Source organism: Terracoccus sp. 273MFTsu3.1 (assembly GCF_000383675.1).
In the GTDB taxonomy this organism is placed as follows: domain Bacteria; phylum Actinomycetota; class Actinomycetes; order Actinomycetales; family Dermatophilaceae; genus Terrabacter.
Genome location: NZ_KB911827.1, coordinates 123,622 through 141,516, shown reverse-complemented (window position 1 = coordinate 141,516; position 17,895 = coordinate 123,622). Strand labels below are relative to the sequence as shown.

General features: G+C 71.3%; 14 protein-coding genes. 8 read left to right on the top strand and 6 right to left on the bottom strand.

What is annotated here, in order from left to right; translation table 11 throughout:
• Positions 1-92: 92 nt before the first annotated feature.
• The gene (locus H283_RS28250) at positions 93-1,889 is read left to right on the top strand and encodes a serine/threonine-protein kinase (RefSeq protein WP_020145386.1); all 1,797 of its coding nucleotides are present in this window, start codon (positions 93-95) and stop codon (positions 1,887-1,889) included.
• 139 nt (positions 1,890-2,028) lie between these two features.
• On the opposite strand, the gene H283_RS27915 is transcribed toward H283_RS28250, so the two are convergent.
• The 3 genes from H283_RS27915 to H283_RS0120395 form a co-directional block, all read right to left on the bottom strand.
• On the bottom strand, positions 2,029-2,211 hold the full coding sequence (locus H283_RS27915) for a hypothetical protein (RefSeq protein ID WP_156023350.1): 183 nt from the start codon (positions 2,209-2,211) through the stop codon (positions 2,029-2,031).
• 217 nt (positions 2,212-2,428) lie between these two features.
• A complete protein-coding gene (locus H283_RS0120400; protein ID WP_020145384.1) occupies positions 2,429-2,905 on the bottom strand; it encodes a (2Fe-2S)-binding protein in 477 nt (158 codons plus the stop codon).
• An 11-nt stretch (positions 2,906-2,916) separates the two neighbouring features.
• Entirely contained in the window at positions 2,917-5,259 is a 2,343-nt protein-coding gene (locus tag H283_RS0120395; protein ID WP_020145383.1) for a molybdopterin cofactor-binding domain-containing protein, read from the bottom strand.
• Positions 5,260-5,439: 180 nt separating this feature from the next.
• Between H283_RS0120395 and H283_RS0120390 the strand changes: the two genes are divergently transcribed.
• Both H283_RS0120390 and H283_RS0120385 read left to right on the top strand, forming a co-directional pair.
• Positions 5,440-5,886 (top strand): hypothetical protein, encoded by a 447-nt coding sequence (locus H283_RS0120390; protein ID WP_020145382.1) that lies wholly within the window; start codon positions 5,440-5,442, stop codon positions 5,884-5,886.
• A gap of 40 nt (positions 5,887-5,926) precedes the next feature.
• A complete protein-coding gene (locus H283_RS0120385) occupies positions 5,927-6,163 on the top strand; it encodes a hypothetical protein (protein ID WP_020145381.1) in 237 nt (78 codons plus the stop codon).
• 52 nt (positions 6,164-6,215) lie between these two features.
• On the opposite strand, the gene H283_RS0120380 is transcribed toward H283_RS0120385, so the two are convergent.
• Together H283_RS0120380 and H283_RS0120375 are read right to left on the bottom strand one after the other, a co-directional pair.
• Complete coding sequence (locus tag H283_RS0120380; RefSeq protein WP_020145380.1) at positions 6,216-6,500, bottom strand: ANTAR domain-containing protein; 285 nt, start codon at positions 6,498-6,500, stop codon at positions 6,216-6,218.
• 71 nt (positions 6,501-6,571) lie between these two features.
• The gene (locus tag H283_RS0120375) at positions 6,572-7,339 is read right to left on the bottom strand and encodes a metalloregulator ArsR/SmtB family transcription factor (protein ID WP_020145379.1); all 768 of its coding nucleotides are present in this window, start codon (positions 7,337-7,339) and stop codon (positions 6,572-6,574) included.
• A gap of 256 nt (positions 7,340-7,595) precedes the next feature.
• Between H283_RS0120375 and H283_RS0120370 the strand changes: the two genes are divergently transcribed.
• The 5 genes from H283_RS0120370 to H283_RS0120350 are packed head-to-tail and all read left to right on the top strand — an operon-like array spanning position 7,596 to position 15,761.
• Positions 7,596-11,372, top strand: a complete 3,777-nt coding sequence (locus H283_RS0120370) for a nitrate reductase subunit alpha (RefSeq protein ID WP_020145378.1) — start codon at positions 7,596-7,598, stop codon at positions 11,370-11,372.
• The gene (narH, locus tag H283_RS0120365) at positions 11,372-13,063 is read left to right on the top strand and encodes a nitrate reductase subunit beta (protein WP_020145377.1); all 1,692 of its coding nucleotides are present in this window, start codon (positions 11,372-11,374) and stop codon (positions 13,061-13,063) included. Before H283_RS0120370 ends, narH begins: the two co-directional genes overlap by 1 nt.
• Complete coding sequence (gene narJ, locus H283_RS0120360) at positions 13,060-13,746, top strand: nitrate reductase molybdenum cofactor assembly chaperone (RefSeq protein WP_020145376.1); 687 nt, start codon at positions 13,060-13,062, stop codon at positions 13,744-13,746. Before narH ends, narJ begins: the two co-directional genes overlap by 4 nt.
• A complete protein-coding gene (narI, locus tag H283_RS0120355) occupies positions 13,743-14,492 on the top strand; it encodes a respiratory nitrate reductase subunit gamma (RefSeq protein WP_020145375.1) in 750 nt (249 codons plus the stop codon). The genes narJ and narI overlap by 4 nt, the downstream gene beginning before the upstream one ends.
• 30 nt (positions 14,493-14,522) lie before the next feature.
• The gene (locus H283_RS0120350) at positions 14,523-15,761 is read left to right on the top strand and encodes a nitrate/nitrite transporter (protein WP_020145374.1); all 1,239 of its coding nucleotides are present in this window, start codon (positions 14,523-14,525) and stop codon (positions 15,759-15,761) included.
• Positions 15,762-15,856: 95 nt separating this feature from the next.
• Here H283_RS0120350 and H283_RS0120345 read toward each other — a convergent pair whose 3' ends face one another.
• Complete coding sequence (locus H283_RS0120345; protein ID WP_020145373.1) at positions 15,857-17,872, bottom strand: phosphocholine-specific phospholipase C; 2,016 nt, start codon at positions 17,870-17,872, stop codon at positions 15,857-15,859.
• Positions 17,873-17,895: the final 23 nt, after the last annotated feature.

Below are 17,895 nucleotides of genomic sequence, written 5' to 3'. Positions count from 1 at the left end.
CGCCCGAAAGGGCTGGTGGTCGCCCCGTCAGGGCGGGCACGACCGATCGCACGTCGGCACGGGCCGACACGAACCGGAGGGAGGGGCCGCGCATGGTGGACGTACAGCCTGACCTCATCGCCGGGCGCTACCGGCTCATGAACCAGATCGGCTCCGGCGGCATGGGCCACGTGTGGCTGGCCTGGGACGAGCGACTGAGCCGCGCCGTGGCCGTCAAGCAGCTGCACTCCCCCGTCGGCCTCGACGAGGCCGATGCCCGGGTCGCCCACGCACGCGCCATGCGGGAGGCCCGCAACACAGCCCGTCTGCACCACCCCAACGCGGTGCCCGTCTTCGACGTCGTCGACCACGACGGCCAGCCGTGCCTCGTCATGCAGTACCTCCCGTCGCGCAGCCTGCACGCCGTGCTGGCCGAGCGCGGGCCCCTGCCGGTGCGCGAGGTGGCCAAGCTCGGCGCCGAGCTCGCCGCTGCCCTCGCTGCCGCGCACCGCGCCGACATCGTGCACCGCGACGTCAAGCCGGGCAACGTGCTCGTCGCCGAGGACGGCACGGCCCGCATCACCGACTTCGGGATCTCGCACGCCGTCGGCGACGTGTCCCTCACCTCGACCGGCATGGTGACCGGAACCCCGGCCTACCTCGCTCCGGAGGTCGCGCGTGGGGCGCCCTCGAGCCCGGCCTCGGACGTCTTCTCCCTCGGGGCGACCCTGTATGCCGCCGCCGAGGGCTCGCCGCCGTTCGGCACCGGAGACAACCCGATGGCCCTGCTGCACCGGGTGGCCTCCGGCTCGATCACCCCGCCCGCTGACGGCCCGCTCGCCCCCGTCCTGCTCGCGATGCTCGCCGCGTCACCCGACGACCGGCCCTCGATGGAGGACGTCTCGGCCGACCTCGCTGAGATCGCGGCCGGACGTCCACCCCGGGGCCCCGTGCCCCCTCCCGGTGCGGGCACCGGCCTGCGGCCGGACCGGACGCGGGTCCTCCCCCTCGGTGGGACGGCAGGGACCGCGGGAGGAGCGGCCGCCGGCGGCGCAGCGGCGGTCGTCGGCGATGACCCCCTCGGCGACGAGCGCAGCGGCGACACCTCGGACACCAGCCCACTGCCGGCGGCCGCGGCATCCGGCAGCACCGACACGCCGGCCCGAGCCGTCACACCTCGACCGTCCGACCCGACGAAGCCTGGGGGCGGCGGCGACCGCGACGACGATGACGACGACGATGACGGCAGCGGCGCCGACGTGGTCCGGCACGGCGCGGCCCCGGGGCGCCGCCGCCCCGCCGTGCTGCTCGTCGTGGCTCTCGTCGTGCTCGCCGGAGCCGGCCTGGCCATCTGGGGCCTGCAACGCGACTCCACCGGCCCTGGCGGCCAGGCGGCGCCGCCCGCCGCATCGAGCAGTCCGAGGACCTCGAGCGTGACGCGGCCGCCGACGTCCCCGACGACATCGCGGGCCGAGACACCCTCACCCCCGACGAGCGCTCCGACCAGCTCGCGCCCGGCGACCCGGTCCAACCCGCCGTCCACCGCTCCCTCGACGGCTCCGTCCACGACGGTGTCGGGGAGCCCTACGGACGCCGAGCTGGCCCGTGCCGTGCGGGACTACTACGCGCTGCTCCCCGGTGACACGGACGCGGGGTGGGCGCGCCTGACCGACCGCTACCGGTCGACGACGTCCGGCAGCCGCGCGACCTACGAGCGCTTCTGGGGTTCCGTCTCCTCCGTCGACGTCCGCCAGGCGACGGGGTCGGCGCCGGGGTCGGTCGTCGCGACCTTGCGCTACGCCTTCGACGACGGGCGTCGGTTCGAGGAGCGGACGGCATACTCCCTCGTCGACGACGGCGGGATCCTCAAGATCGACCGCTCGTCGGTGCTGAGCAGCCGCCAGCTCTGACGGGAACGGCTGGGTGACGCGCGCCGAGATGTGCGAGCCCCCGCCGACCGCGTTCGGGTGGCCGTGCCTCAGATCTGGGGCGGGGCGCCGCGGACGGCGGGGTGCTCGGGGTGTGGCTCGACGGTGACGGGAGATCCCGTCAGGGGCAACGCCACATGACCAGTGAACGTGCGGAGTGCCCTGCTCGGTTCCGCGCCGCGCCGACCGGGGCCACCACGCTCGTCGTGCAGGCCTGCGCGAGACGCTCGAGCATCGCTGCCCGCTCGCTGCCGGTCATCACGGTCGCGAACGTCTCGTCGTCGGCCGCCGTCACTGCACTCATCGTGGTTCTCCCTGGTCGCGGCAGCCGGCTCTACCCTGTGGCCGGTGTCCCAGGAGTAGGTGTACCAGCCGGGAAGGGCGGATACGTCCCTATTGCCCGTATTTCTGCAAGAAAGTCTCAAGAAACGTGCAAGGGATGGTCAGCCGACGTCCGCGGCCCGAAGGAGGCGCGGCCGCCCGTGGGCCGTCGACCGCTGGGCGACGGCCCGGCGCCGGAGCTACATGCGCTCGGCGCCGTCCCGGATGGCCTCGCGGATGCGGGTGTACGTGCCACACCGACAGACGTTGCGTATGCCGTCGAGGTCGTCGTCGGTGATGGCGCGGCCCTCGGCCCGCACCGAGCGCACGAGCGCCACCGCGGCCATGATCTGCCCCGGCTGGCAGTAGCCGCACTGGGCGACGTCCCGCTGCAACCATGCCTCCTGCATGGGGTGCAGATCCGCTCCGACCGTGTCGGGTAGGCCCTCGATCGTCGTGATCTCGTCGTCGGGGCCGACGTCCTTGACCTGCACGGAGCAGGGGTTGAAGGCCTTGCCGTTGATGTGCGAGGTGCAGGCCTTGCAGACGTTGATCCCGCACCCGTACTTGGGGCCGGTGATGCCGAGGACGTCGCGCAGGACCCAGAGGAGCCGGACGTCGTCGGCCACGTCGACGGTGACGGACTCGCCGTTCACCCGGAAGGTGTGCTGTGCCATGGGGGTGCTCCTCAGTAGGTGTGGGCGAGGCCGTCGGTGGGCGAGGGCGGCACCGGCGGGACGAAGGTCTTCGGGGTGAACGACACGGTCCCGTGGTTGACCGGGAACCGCGTCGGGACGGTGCCGGTCGCGCGGGCGTACGCACACGCCGTGGCTGCGACCGAGGCGGCGACGCCCGCCTCACCTGCGCCGCCGGGGAGCTCGGCGTCCGAGGGCATGACGATGCACTCGAAGGTCGGGGGCACGTTCCACTGGCGCGTGTAGAAGTAGTTGTCCCAGCTCGCCTCGAGGAAGTGGCCGTCCTGCAGGTGGTTGCTGCTCGTCAGGGCGAGGGCGATGCCGTCGGAGACGCCGCCCATCATCTGGGCCTCGAGTCCGCGCGGGTTGACGACGAGCCCGGCGTCGATGGCGATGACGGCCTTGGTGACGCGTGGACCGGTCACGGCGTCGCGGACCTGCCGGTTCACCGTCTCGGGGCGGCAGTCGATCTCGACGAGGACCGCCGTGGCACCTTTGTACTCCGAGTGGATGGCGATCCCCTGGGCCGTGCCGGCAGGCATCGCCCGTCCCCACCGTCCGACCTCGGCGACCTTGCGCAGACAGGCCTTGACGCGCTCGTTGCGCAGGAACGCCAGCCGGAAGGAGAGCGGGTCCTTGCGCAGCTTCCTGGCGAGCTGGTCGATGAACAGCTCGTTGGCGCAGGCGACGTCGGGCGAGTAGATGTTGCGCATGCTGCCGGTGTTGAAGCCCATGTCGACCTCGTTGAGCAGCTGGGTGACGACCCCGAAGTCGTAGGGCAGCTCCTGGGTCAGCGTGAAGATCGACTCGGCCAGACCGAGGTTGCCCAGGCCGGCGGGGAGCTCTGACGCCATGGCGGTCAGACGCTCGCCCAGACCGTGCGAGAAGTCGGTCTTGATGCTCGTGTGCCGCTGCTCGAAGGTGAGCACCTCCCCCGCCAGCAGCGTGGCGCGGATGCGCGACGTCGCCATCGGGTGCGTGCGCCCCTGCCGGGGCTCGTCGGCCCGGTGCCACATCAGCTTGACGGGCTTGCCCATGGCCCGGGAGATCTTCGCGGCCTCGATCGCCGCGTCACCGAAGAGCTTGTGCCCGAAGGACCCTCCGCCGGTCACGACGTTGACGGCGACACGGGCGATCGGCAGACCCAGGGCCTTGGCGATGTTGCGCTGGGCGACGATGGGAGCCTTGAGGCCGGCCCAGACGGTCGCTCGGTCGTCGCGCACGTCGGCGATGGCGCAGTTGGGCTCGAGGGCGGCGCTGCTGCGGAACATGAACTCGAAGCGCAGGTCGACGGTCTGCGCCAGCAACGGCACCGTGGGCACGCTCATGGGCAGCTCGGCGGCCTTGAGCCGGCGCAGGACCGAGTCGTCCGACTCGCCCTCGACCGGGCCGCCGGCCCACGTGACGCGGAGGGCGCGAACGGCGTCGATGCACTGGCCGAACGTATCGGCCCGCACGGCGACACCCGTCTCGACGACGACGACGTCGGTGACACCGGGCAGTGCCCGGACCGCCGCGAGGTTGTCGACGCTGCGCGGCGAGCCGTTGAGCGTCGGCGGACGGCACACCATGGTCGGCAGGGCGTCCGGCACGTCGAGGTCCATGGTGAAGCGCTTGCGGCCCGTCACGGCGTCGAGCGCGTCGACCCGGTTGTGGGGCGTGCCGATCACGTCGAACGAGCTCGTCGGCGTGAGCTCGACGTCGACGGCGGTCGTCGAGGAGCTCGCGGCGGCGACCGACAGCTCGGCGTAGGTGCGCCTGCCGCCGTCCGGGGCGGTGACGACACCGCCCTGCGCGACGAGCGAATCCACGGTGGCGCCGAGCGCGGTCGCGGCGGCCCGCAGGAGGGCGCCTCGGGCCACCGCGGCGGCCACCCGGATCGGGGTGAACATCGACTGCATCGTGTTCGACCCGCCGGTGAGCTGGTTGAAGACGAGCTCGGGCCGCGCGGGAGCCAGCGTCACGCGTACGTCCTCGACGGGCATCGAGAGCTCGTCGGCGATGATCATGGCCGCGGCCGTCGTGATGCCCTGCCCGACCTCCATCCGCGGGATGGCGAAGTGGGCCACGCCGTGGTCGTCGACGGTGATGGTGATCAGCTGTGACGTCGGGAGCGCCGAGTGGGTCTGGAGGTCGCCGAGGTCGTAGAGCTCCGGCACCTGCGGCACGCTCGGCACCGCAGCCGAGGCAGGTGCGGCGCCGCCGACCTCCGCCGCGACGGTGAGGGTGGCCCCGGCGACGACGAAGCCGATGAAGCGCCGTCGGCTGACGCCGTCGGGTGGTGAGCCATGGGCTCGGACGGAGCTCTGGGCGTGCGGGTGGTCGGGCGTCGTCATTGACTGGGTCCCTTCTCGGAACGTGCACGCGCGACCGGGGTGCCGTGGGGTGGTGGCGGGTCGCACGTGGTGGTGCCTCCGTGGTTCGCCGCACGGGCGGATCCGGATCGTCCTGCCCCAACGAGCCGAGGTGGCGCGATGTCACGGGCGCCGCGGCGTGACCCCCCTACAGTGAGTTCCGTGTCCTCTCAGGTCGATCCGACGCCCCGAGCGAGCACCGGGCGCGCCGCGGACGTCGTCGACGTCTTCGTCTACGTCGTCGTGCTCAATCTCTTCATCCAGTACGTCCCGGCGGTCATCAGCGAGACCTTCACGCTGTCGCTGCTCACGGCGGTCCTGCTCAAGGGCGTCCTGGAGGTCGTCCTCGCGGTGAAGAAGCGGGCGAGGGGCCGGTTCACCGCCGCGCGCGGCGCCGTGGGCAAGGTCGGCGCGGGGCTCCTCCTGTGGGGCGTCCTCGTCGGGAGCAAGTTCGTCGTGCTCGAGCTCACCGACCTCGTCTTCGGCGACAGTGTCAGCCTCGGCGGGTTCGTGTCCGTGACGCTGCTCATCCTCACGCTCCTGGTGAGCCGGCTCGTCGTACGCCGGATGCTCGCCCCGGTGCCACGGGTTCCGGGGCCGGCCGGCTGACGCCCTCGACGACTGCGCGCGAGGCTGGGACAGTGGGCTCATGTCACTCGAGACGTGGTGGTCCGCGGTGCGACCGGAGACCCGGGACTGGATCGTCGCCCACAACGGCGAACCGCTGCCGCTCGACGTCGTCGCGGACATCACGCGAGTCATCGGTCCCGTCGACCCCGACGCCTGGTGGGTCGCTCACCAGGGGCCTGACGGGCTGGAGCTCTCGGACGCGGCCGTCGACTGGGTCGAGACCGTGGCCAACGGCGAGACTCCTCCCGAGCCCTAGCCCCCGACCGCGAGCCACTCGCCGCCGACGGTGCGAGCTCCGCGGCTGCCCCTCAGCGCGGCAGGCGCGAGGTCCCGAGGTCGATGACGTCGCTCGCCACGTCGTCGAGGTCGCGGCCGGTCGCCTCGGCGTGCCTGCACAGCAGCTCGTGGGCCTCGCCCGCGGTCAGACCTCGGTGGAGCACCACGAGGTCGACGGCCACCGCGAGGTCGATGCCGTCGGACCGACCCGGGCCTGCTGAGGTCGCCGGGGACCGGTCGACGTTCCGGTCGACGTTGCGGTCGATGGTGGCCTCCGACCGGCCGCGCGAGGCTCCGGGCGCTGACGACGTGCTCACCCCGCTCCCATACCCGGCGGCCGGCCGGTCCTCTCACCGCGGCCGGCCGGTCGGATTCGGCCGCCTCGGCGTCAGTCCGGAGCCGGTCGCTCGCGACCGAAGGTGGCTGACGTCGTGAGGCGTGCCGAGCACGTGCGATCCGTGACGAAGGGCCGCAGCTCGACCTGGGCGCCGTCCTCGCCGACGGCGGTCATCGTGCCGCGGAGCAGCCCCCGGTGGATGGCGCACACGACCTCCGGATGTGCCTTAGCCATCGCGAGGAAGGGACAGTCGTGGAGGGTCAGCTCGACGGTCCGACCACCCTCGGACGTGGCCAGCTCCGGCTGGTAGCCCCACTCGTCGAGCAGGTCGACGGCCATGCCGACCTTCCCGAGCCAGCCACCCGGGGTCGAGGCCCTCGGCGGGGCGGGCTCCTCGCGCCGTCCCTGCACCCAGCGCACCCCGGCGCCCTCGGGGTCGCCGGGCGAGCCGTTCGCCGCCTCGGACCAGGCGCTCGTCAGCAGCTCGGTGAAGGCATGGAGCGACTCCTGGCTCGCGAGGCCAGGCCGCGCGCTCCGGGCATCGACGTAGATCTTGCGTGGACGACCCACGGCTCCGCGCCGCTGCACGCTCGTGACCAGCCCGGCGGCCACGAGCCGCTCGAGGTGGAAACGGGCCGTGGTGACGTGGAGGCCGAGGGCGGCACCGACCTCGGAGGCGCCGAGTCCTCGTCCCTCGCGGCCGCGCGACCCGACGGAGGCGTCGCTGGTCGCGACCGGGTCGCCGACGTCCGCGAGGAGGTCGAGGACGGCCCGACGCATGGGCGACGTCCGGACGTCGCCGCGGATGACACGTGGCATGCCGATCCTCCTTTTCGTTGATTTGGAGGATAGGCCAGCCCCTGCCTCAGCGGGCTGCAGGTCGAGAATGCCGTCGGTCCGATGGGCGTTTGCCGCGCCGGAACCCGCTGGGAGCAGTAGCGTTGCGCTCAGTTCGGGGACACCGGGGCCACGCCACGGGGGCCGTCGAACGCGCGCAGCCGATCGTTTCGATGCACCCCCATCGTCGATTTGGAGGACCCATGCCTCTCCTGCCCCACCCCGTCGCCCGACCGGGGTGGCACCCGTGAGCGCGGCGTTCCGCAGCACCGACACGGACAGCGGTGGGGTCGACGGTCCGGCCTCGGCCGCGCTGCTCCGGGCCGGCCGGTTCTTCACGCGCTGGGAGGAGTCCGACGACGGCCGTGCCGTCTTCCGCCAGGGCGGGCGAGCGGGTGACGTCTTCTACCGCGACCGATGGAGCCACGACAAGGTCGTCCGCTCGACGCACGGGGTCAACTGCACCGGCTCCTGCTCGTGGAAGGTCTACGTCAAGGACGGGATCATCACCTGGGAGACCCAGCAGACCGACTACCCGTCCGTGGGCCCCGACCGACCGGAGTACGAGCCCCGCGGCTGCCCGCGCGGCGCGGCCTTCTCCTGGTACACCTACTCCCCCACCCGCGTGCGCTACCCCTACGTGCGCGGCGTCCTGCTCGAGATGTACCGCGAGGCCAAGGCCCGCCTCGGCGACCCGGTGGCGGCCTGGCACGAGGTCACGACCGATCCCGACAAGCGACGCCGCTACCAGGGCGCCCGCGGCAAGGGCGGCCTCGTGCGCGCGTCGTGGGGCGAGGCCGTCGAGATCGCGGCTGCCGCCCACGTCCACACGATCAAGGAGTACGGCCCGGACCGCGTCGCGGGCTTCTCGCCCATCCCGGCGATGTCGATGGTGTCGCACTGCGTCGGCACCCGCTTCATCCAGCTCATCGGCGGCGTCATGACGAGCTTCTACGACTGGTACGCCGACCTGCCCGTCGCCAGCCCGCAGGTCTTCGGCGACCAGACGGACGTGCCGGAGTCGGGCGACTGGTGGGACGCGACCTACCTCATGATGTGGGGCTCCAACGTCCCCGTGACCCGCACGCCCGACGCGCACTGGATGGCCGAAGTGCGCTACCGCGGCACGAAGATCGTCACGGTCAGCCCCGACTACGCCGACAACACGAAGTTCGCCGACGAGTGGATGCCGGCCCAGGCCGGCACGGACGCGGCGCTCGCGATGGCCCTGGGCCACGTGCTCCTCAAGGAGTTCTTCGTCGACCGTGAGGTCCCCTTCTTCACCGACTACGTGCGCACCTACAGCGACCTTCCCTTCCTCGTCCGCCTCGAGACACCCGAGGAGCCGTATGCCGCCGCCTCGGGTGAGGGGGCCGGCGCTCCCCTCGTTCCCGGCAAGTTCCTCACCGCGGCCGACCTCGCGGCTGAGGGGGCCGCCGTTCCCGACGAGGATGCCTGGAAGACGGTGCTGCTCGACGAGGTGACCGGTCAGCCGGTCGTGCCGAACGGCTCGATGGGCTTCCGCTACGCCGACTCCGGCATGGGTCGATGGAACCTCGACCTCGACGGCGTGACCCCGGCCCTGACCATGGCGGGAGGCGCCGCCCAGGCGGTGGAGGTCCTGCTGCCGGCCTTCGTCGAGCCCGACGGCACCGGGTCGGTGCTGCGGCGCGGCGTGCCGGCCCGTCGGGTCGGCGAGCACCTCGTGACGACGGTCTTCGACCTGATGCTCGCGCAGTACGGCGTCGGACGTGACGGCCTGCCGGGCCAGTGGCCGAGCGGCTACGACGACGTCGAGTCGCCCTACACGCCTGCCTGGCAGGCCGAGATCACCGGTGTGCCGGCGGAGCAGTGCATCCGCATCGCCCGCGAGTTCGCGACGAACTCCGAACAGTCGCAGGGGCGCTCGATGATCATCATGGGCGCGGGCATCTGCCAGTGGTTCCACGGCGACGCGACCTACCGCGCGATCCTCTCGCTGCTGATCCTCACCGGCTGCATGGGCCGCAACGGCGGCGGGTGGGCGCACTACGTCGGCCAGGAGAAGTGCCGGCCCATCACGGGCTGGATCTCCCTGGCCAACGCCCTCGACTGGGGCCGACCGCCACGCACCATGACGGGCACGTCGTACTGGTACATGCACACCGACCAGTGGCGCAACGACGGCTACTCCGCCGACTCGCTGAACTCGCCTCTGGCGAGGGGACATCTGGCCGGCAAGCACACGGCCGACACCATCGCGCAGTCCGCCCGGATGGGGTGGATGCCGTTCTACCCGCAGTTCGGGACCAACCCGCTGCAGGTGGCGGAGGACGCCCAGGCCGCCGTCGACGCGGGCACCGCCGCCAGCCCGGCGGCATACGTGGCCGGCGCCCTGCACGACGGCACCCTGACCTCGGCGATCGAGGACGTCGACGCCCCGCAGAACTGGCCCCGCACCCTCGTGCTGTGGCGGAGCAACCTCATGGGGTCCTCGGCCAAGGGCAACGAGTACTTCCTCCGCAACCTGCTCGGCACGCACCACAACGTCCTCGGCAGCGAGAACCCTCTGGCACCAAGGCCGTCCGAGGTCAGATGGCACGACGAGGCGCCCGAGGGCAAGCTCGACCTGCTGCTCTCGGCCGACTTCCGCATGACGTCGACGACGCTGCTCTCCGACATCGTCCTGCCCGCGGCGACGTGGTACGAGAAGCACGACCTCAGCTCGACCGACATGCACCCCTTCGTGCACGCCTTCACGCCCGCCATCGACCCGCCGTGGGAGGCCAAGAGCGACTTCGAGCTCTTCCACCTCCTCGCGGAGAAGCTCTCGGACCTCGCGCGCACCCACCTCGGAGTCCGCAAGGACCTCGTCAGCGTGCCGCTCATGCACGACACCCCCGGAGAGACGGCCCAGCCCGGAGGGCGCGCGGTGGACTGGCGAGGCACCGGGCAGCCCGGTGTGCCGGGCCGGACGATGCCGGTCTTCCAGCTCGTCGAGCGCGACTACACCGCGATCAGCGAGAAGCTCGCCACCGTGGGCCCGCTCGCCGACAGCCTGGGCTTCACGGTCAAGAACGTCACCTACCGGGTCGAGGAGGAGGTGGCCCGCCTCGCCGCGAAGAACGGCGTCATGCTCGGGGGCGCGGGTGACGGCCGTCCGGCGATCGACACCGACGCGAAGATGGCCGAGGCGATCCTCACCTTCTCCGGCACGACCAACGGCCACCTCGCCGTGCAGGGCTTCCGCACCCTCGAGCAGCGGGTCGGCAGAAAGCTCGTCGACCTCGCCGAGGGCTCTGAGGAGAAGCACGTCACCTTCGCCGACACGCAGAGCGCACCGGTGGCCGTCATCACGTCGCCCGAGTGGTCGGGCTCCGAGACCGGCGGACGGCGCTACGCACCCTTCACCGTCAACATCGAGCGCCTCAAGCCCTTCCACACCCTCACCGGTCGGATGCACTTCTACCTCGACCACGACTGGATGCAGGACCTCGGCGAGGCGCTGCCCATCTACCGGCCACCCCTCGACATGCACCGCCTCTTCGGAGAGCCGAAGCTCGGGCCCGACGGGTCGAAGCAGGTGACCGTCCGCTACCTCACGCCGCACTCGAAGTGGTCGATCCACTCGGAGTACCAGGACAACCTCCTCATGCTCTCGCTCTCACGCGGCGGCCCGACCGTGTGGATGAGCCCGCAGGACGCCGGCTCCATCGACGTCGCCGACAACGACTGGGTCGAGTGCCTCAACACCAACGGCGTGCTCGTCGGTCGGGCGATCGTCAGTCCCCGCATGCCGGAGGGCGTGGTCTACGTCCACCACGCGCAGGAGCGCACCATCGACGTGCCGAAGTCGGAGGCGACCGGTCGCCGCGGCGGCATCCACAACTCGGTGACGCGGCTCCTCGTCAAGCCGACCCACCTCATCGGCGGCTACGCCCAGCTGTCCTACACGTTCAACTACCTCGGACCGACGGGCAACCAACGCGACATGGTCTCGACGGTGCGCAAGCGCTCGCAGGAGGTGACGTACTGATGCGTGTCATGGCCCAGATGGGCATGGTGATGAACCTCGACAAGTGCATCGGGTGCCACACGTGCTCGGTCACGTGCAAGCAGGCGTGGACCAACCGCGCGGGCACCGAGTACGTCTGGTTCAACAACGTGGAGACGCGTCCGGGTCAGGGGTATCCGCGCCGCTACGAGGACCAGGAGACGTGGAAGGGCGGCTGGACGCTCACCCACCGCGGCAGCCTCAAGCTCAAGGCGGGCGGCCGGGTGCAGAAGCTGCTCGGCATCTTCGCGAGCCCCGTGCAGCCCAAGCTCGCCGACTACTACGAGCCCTGGACGTACGACTACCAGACCCTCATCGAGGCACCCCTCGGTGACGACTTCCCGGTCGCCCGGCCCAAGTCGCTCATCACCGGCGAGAACACGAAGATCACGTGGTCGGCCAACTGGGACGACAACCTCGGCGGCGCGAGCGAGATGGGGCACCTCGACCCGATCGTCGCCAAGCTCAACGCCTCGGTGCGGCGCGAGTCGGAGGAGAAGGTCCGCTTCGAGCTCGAGAAGACCTTCATGTTCTACCTCCCGCGCATCTGCGAGCACTGCCTCAACCCGTCGTGCATGGCCTCGTGCCCCTCCGGCGCGATCTACAAGCGCGAGGAGGACGGCATCGTCCTCGTCGACCAGGACCGGTGCCGCGGATGGCGACAGTGCATCACCGGGTGCCCGTACAAGAAGATCTACTTCAACCACAAGAGCGGCAAGGCCGAGAAGTGCACCTTCTGCTACCCCCGCGTCGAGGTGGGGCTGCCGACCGTCTGCTCCGAGACGTGCGTCGGGCGGCTGCGCTACCTCGGGCTCTTCCTCTACGACGCCGACCGGGTCACGGCAGCCGCCGCGACCCCTGACGAGGGTGACCTCTACGAGGCGCAGCTCGACCTCCTGCTCGACCCGAGCGACCCCGAGGTCGTCGCCGCGGCCCGGCGCGACGGCATACCCGACGACTGGATGGACGCGGCGCGGCGCTCACCCGTGTACGCGCTCGCCAAGACCTACCGGGTGGCGTTGCCCCTGCACCCGGAGTACCGCACGATGCCGATGGTCTGGTACGTCCCGCCGCTCTCGCCGATCGTCGACGTGCTGTCGTCGCAGGGCCACGACGCCGAGGACCGCACCGTCCTGTTCGGAGCGATCGAGGCGCTGCGCATCCCCGTCGACTACCTCGCCGAGCTCTTCACCGCCGGGCGCACGGACATCATCACGGGCGTGCTCCAGAAGCTCGCCGCGATGCGCGCCTACATGCGCGACGTGTCGCTCGGCCGCGACGGAGACCCCGCCATCCCCGAGGCGGTCGGCATGAGCGAGGAGTCGCTCTACGAGATGTACCGCCTCATGGCGATCGCGAAGTACGCCGACCGCTACGTCATCCCGACCGCCCACGTCGAGCGCGCCCACGAGCTCGAGGAGATCGGCTGCTCGCTCGACTTCGACGAGGGTCCGGGCATGTACGAGTCCGGCCCGTTCGGCGAGGCGAGCGGCCGGCCCGCACCGGTGGCCGTCGAGACGTTCAACGCGCTCAAGCAGCGGCAGACGTCCGACACGGCGATGGCGACGACCGAGTCCGGCTCCCTGACCGGGCGGGTCAACCTGCTCAACTGGGACGGCAACGGCGCTCCCCCGGGGCTCTTCCCGGGCCGCTCGGACGGGGATTCACCGTGATCGGGCTGCGCCGGCGGGCTGCACCACGCGACGACCGCGTCGTGCACCTCGTGGCCGGACGCTGCCTCGACTACCCGTCCGCCGATCTCGTCGCCGACCTCCCCTCGATGCGCGATGCCCTTGCAGAGCAGCGCGACTCGGTCGCCGCCACGGCCTTGGCGAGTCTCGTCGCCCACCTCGGCGAAGCCGCTCTGTCCGATCTCCAACGCGCGTACGTCGACACTTTCGACCTCAGTCGCAAGCACGCGCTGTACCTGTCGTACTGGACCGACGGCGACACCCGCCGACGCGGCGAGGTGCTGGGACGGTTCAAGACGGCATACCGCAGCAGTGGCGCGGTGGTCGACACGCACGGGGAGCTGCCCGACTACCTCCCGATGGTGCTCGAGTTCGCGGCACGCATCGACCCGGAGGCCGGCGCCGCACTCCTCCAGGAGTATCGCGCGAGCCTCGAGCTGCTGCGGATCGCGTTGCAGGAGAAAGAGAGCGCGTATGTCGCCGCCGTCGTCGCCGTGTGCGCGACCCTTCCCGGAGAGTCCCCGCCCGACCGCGCCGCGGTCATGGAGATGGTCGGGCTGAGCGGACCGCACCCGACGGAGACGGTCGGGCTCGAGCCCTACGACCCGAGACTCCTTCCGCTCCAACCGGTCTCGTCCGGCGCGCCGACGGGAGTGGGCTCGTGAGCACCTTCCTCTGGGGCGTCCTGCCCTACCTCTGCATCGCGAGCCTCGTCGGCGGGACGGTCTGGCGCTATCGCTACGACAAGTTCGGCTGGACGACCCGCTCGTCCCAGCTCTACGAGTCTCGCCTGCTGCGCATCGGCTCGCCGCTCTTCCACTTCGGCATCCTGCTCGTCTTCGTCGGCCACGTCGGTGGGCTCGTCATCCCCGAGCAGTGGACCGAGGCCGTCGGCGTCAGCGAGGGCCTCTACCACTTCAACGCACTCCTCTTCGGGGGCCTCGCGGGAGTCTGCACACTCGCCGGCATCCTCATCCTCGTCTACCGGCGCCGCACGACCGGGCCGGTCTTCATGGCGACGACGAAGAACGACAAGCTGATGTACGTCCTGCTCGTCGGCGCCATCGTCCTCGGCCTCTGGACGACGCTCGTCAGCGTCGGGGCGGGCAGCGAGGCGCACAACTACCGCGAGACCGTGTCGCCGTGGTTCCGGTCGGTGCTGCTCCTCAGCCCGGACGTGACGGCGATGGCGGCGGCCCCGGTGCAGTTCCACGTCCACGCGATCGTCGGGATGCTGCTCTTCGCGCTGTGGCCCTTCACGCGGCTCGTCCACGCCTTCACGGCACCGCTGCACTACCTCTTCCGGCCCTACATCGTCTACCGGTCGCGCGACGGCCGGACCTCCGGCAACCGCTCCAGCCGGCCCGGCTGGAGCGGCGTCGGCACCTCCGACCGCGACCGCAGACCCTGACCGACGACCGACCCTGCACCGAGGAGAGCCATGAGCACCAGCGCACCGACCGCATCGACGCCGTCCACGCCGCGCGTGGAGCTGAGCGGCCAGGGCCGAAACCTCGCCCTCGCGACGTTCGCCTTCGCGGTGACCTTCTGGGCGTGGAACCTCATCGGGCCGCTCGGGGTGAGATACACCGAGCAGATGCACCTCAGCAGCAGCCAGAAGGCGCTGCTCGTCGCGACACCGGTGCTCGTCGGCTCGCTCGGGCGCATCCCCGTGGGCGCGCTCACCGACCGCTACGGCGGTCGCGTCATGTTCCCGGTGCTGACGCTGCTCACCGTGCCCTTCGTGCTCCTCGTCGCCCTGGCCGGCAACCTCGAGTCGTTCCCGCTGATGCTCCTCTTCGGCTTCTTCCTCGGCATCGGGGGCACGACCTTCGCGGTCGGCGTGCCCTTCGTCAACGCGTGGTACCAAGCCGACCGGCGCGGCTTCGCCACCGGCGTCTTCGGTGCCGGGATGGGGGGCACGGCCCTGTCGTCGGCCCTGACGCCGCGGATGGTGACGTGGTTCGGCTACACGCTGACGCACGTCATCATCGCGGTGCTCCTCGTCGCGACGGCCGCGCTGTGCTGGTCGGCCATGCGCAACTCGCCGGCCTGGACGCCCAACACCGACCCCGTCGTGCCCAAGCTCTCGGCCGCCATCAGGCTGCCCGTGACGTGGCAGATGTCGTTCCTCTACGCCGTGGCGTTCGGCGGCTTCGTCGCCTTCTCGACGTATCTGCCGACCTTCCTCAAGGACGTCTACTCCTTCGACCTCACGGCAGCCGGTACGCGCACGGCCGGTTTCGCGATCGCGGCGGTCGTCGCGCGCCCCATCGGTGGCGTGCTGTCCGACCGCATCGGGCCGCGCGCGGTCCTCGCCATCTCGCTCGCCGGCGTGACGGTCCTCGCGGTCGTCCTGGCCTTCCGGCCTCCGCTCGAGCTGCCGGCGGGCATCTCGTTCGTCGCGATGGCCTTCTTCCTCGGCCTCGGCACGGGCGGCGTCTTCGCCTGGGTCGCGCGCCTCGCGCCGCCGGAGCGGGTCGGCAGCGTGACGGGGCTCGTCGGCGCCGCCGGCGGCCTCGGCGGCTACTTCCCACCCCTCGTCCTCGGCGCCACCTACGACAAGGTCTTCCCGCAGTACGGCTTCGGGCTCGCCCTGCTCGCACTCGTCGCTGCCTGCGCCCTCGTCTTCTCGCAGGTCGGTATCCGCTCGTCCGACGACCGTCGACGCACGGCCTGACGGCACGCAGGTCCACCGGCGACGCCGGCGCCGTCACCGGGCACCCGGGGTGCTCGACCCGGGGTGCCCGGCGCGCCGCATACGCCTGTCGGGGGTCAGCCGTTGGCGTGGCCCAGCGCCGGCTCGCTGATGGACGGACGACCCGTCCCCAGGTGCCCCGCGAAGCCGCGGAGGAAGGGGCCCTCCTCGGCGACGACGGTGAGGTCGTACCACCCGCCGTTCGCCGACGTGTCGACGACGACGGGGCGCCGGCCGACGGTGGTGCGTCTGCCGTACGCGTCCTCGACCGCGACGCGGACGCCGCGCGGTGCCTCGACGGTGACCGAGAGGCGCTGGGTGCGCCCGACCCGGATCACCTCGACGCGGATGCGGTCGGTCCTCGTGTCACCGGCGAAGCGGCGGAAGAAGCCGTTCGGCCCGTGCACGTGGATGTCGTAGTCGCCGCTGACGGGCCACGTCGCCCGCAGCTCGTCGCCGGCGCCGACCGTGTAGCTGTGCGGTGGCCCCGCCGGCTCGACGAGCCGCGCCTGGAGGTGCGCGCCGCGTCGCCCGCGGTTGTCGAGGTCGACGGTGATCGCGCCCCGGGTCTGCTGCTCGCGGACGACGAGGTCGTAGGGCGTGGGCCGCGCCGGCCGCGTCCCCGGCTCTTGCGACGGCATGGACCCCTGCGCCGGTGGCGCGGGCCGGTACGACGGGTGCCGCTGGTCGTCGAACGGCTTCCAGCTCGTCGTGCTCGGGAGTGCGGGCACCTTCTCGACGGTCTTCGAGAAGTCGAAGGCCGACGTGAGGTCGCCGGCGACCGTGCGCCGCCACGGCGTGATGTTGGGCTCCTTGACCCCGAAGCGCGTCTCCATGAGCCGGATGACGGACGTGTGGTCGAAGGTCTCCGACGAGACCCAGCCACCCGTGCTCCACGGCGACACGACGAACATCGGCACGCGCGGACCCATGCCGTAGGCGCCGGGACCGTGCTCGCCGTCGTAGAACTCGTCGGCGGTCGACACGGTCGAGGCGCCGGGGATGACAGGCGAGTTCGCGTGCGGGGGCACGAGGTGGTCGAAGAAGCCGTCGTTCTCGTCGTAGGTGATGAGCAGGACGGTCCGGGCCCACACCTCGGGGTTCGAGGTCAGGGTGTCGAGGACCTTGGAGATGTACCAGGCTCCGTAGTTCGTCGGCCAGTTCGAGTGCTCGCTGAACGCCTCGGGCGCCGCGATCCAGCTGACCGACGGCAGGGTGCCCGCCTCGACGTCCTGGCGCAGCTGCTCGAAGTAGTCCTGCCCGTCACGCGCCCTCGTGCCGCGACGGGCCCTCTCGTACAACGGGTCTCCGGGCTTGGCATCTCGGTAGCGGTTGAAGTAGAGCAGCGAGTTGTCGCCGTAGTTGCCGATGTAGGGATCCGATGTCCAGCCCCAGGAGCCGGCGGCGTCGAGCCCGGTGCCCTCGTCCTGGTAGACCTTCCACGACACGCCCGCCTGCTCGAGTCGCTCGGGATAGGTCCGCCAGTCGTAGCCGACCTCGTCGTTGTAGAGCACGGGGCCACCACCCTTGCCGTCGTTGCCCGTCCATCCGGACCACAGGTAGTAGCGGTTCGGGTCGGTGTTGCCGATGAACGAGCAGTAGTAGGCGTCGCACACGGTGAAGGCGTCGGCCAGCGCGTAGTGGAAGGCCGCGTCCTGGCGCTCGAGGTAGGCCATCGTCGTCGTGCCCTTGGCCGGCACCCAGCCGTCGTGGTGGCCTCGGTTGACGGCCGCCTGCCCGTCCGTCCAGCTGTGCGGCAGGCCCTCGAGGAAGGCGGCACCGAGGTCGTCCACGCTCGGGTGGAACGGCAGGACGTCTCGGGTGCCGTCTGACTGGTGCCACACGTCCTTGCCGCTCGGGAGCCGGACGGGGTGCGGGTCACCGAAGCCGCGGACACCGCGGAGGCTGCCGAGATAGTGCTCGAAGGACCGGTTCTCCTGCATGAGCACGACGATGTGCTCGACGTCCTTGAGGGACCCGGTGGCCCGGTTGGCGGGGATGGCGGCGGCGCGGGCGATGCTCTCGTCGAGCATCGTCGCGGCGGCGGCGCCTCCGGCGATCTTGAGGAAACGGCGACGGTCGAGGTCGACCATGGGAACTCCTGGTGGTGGGGAGG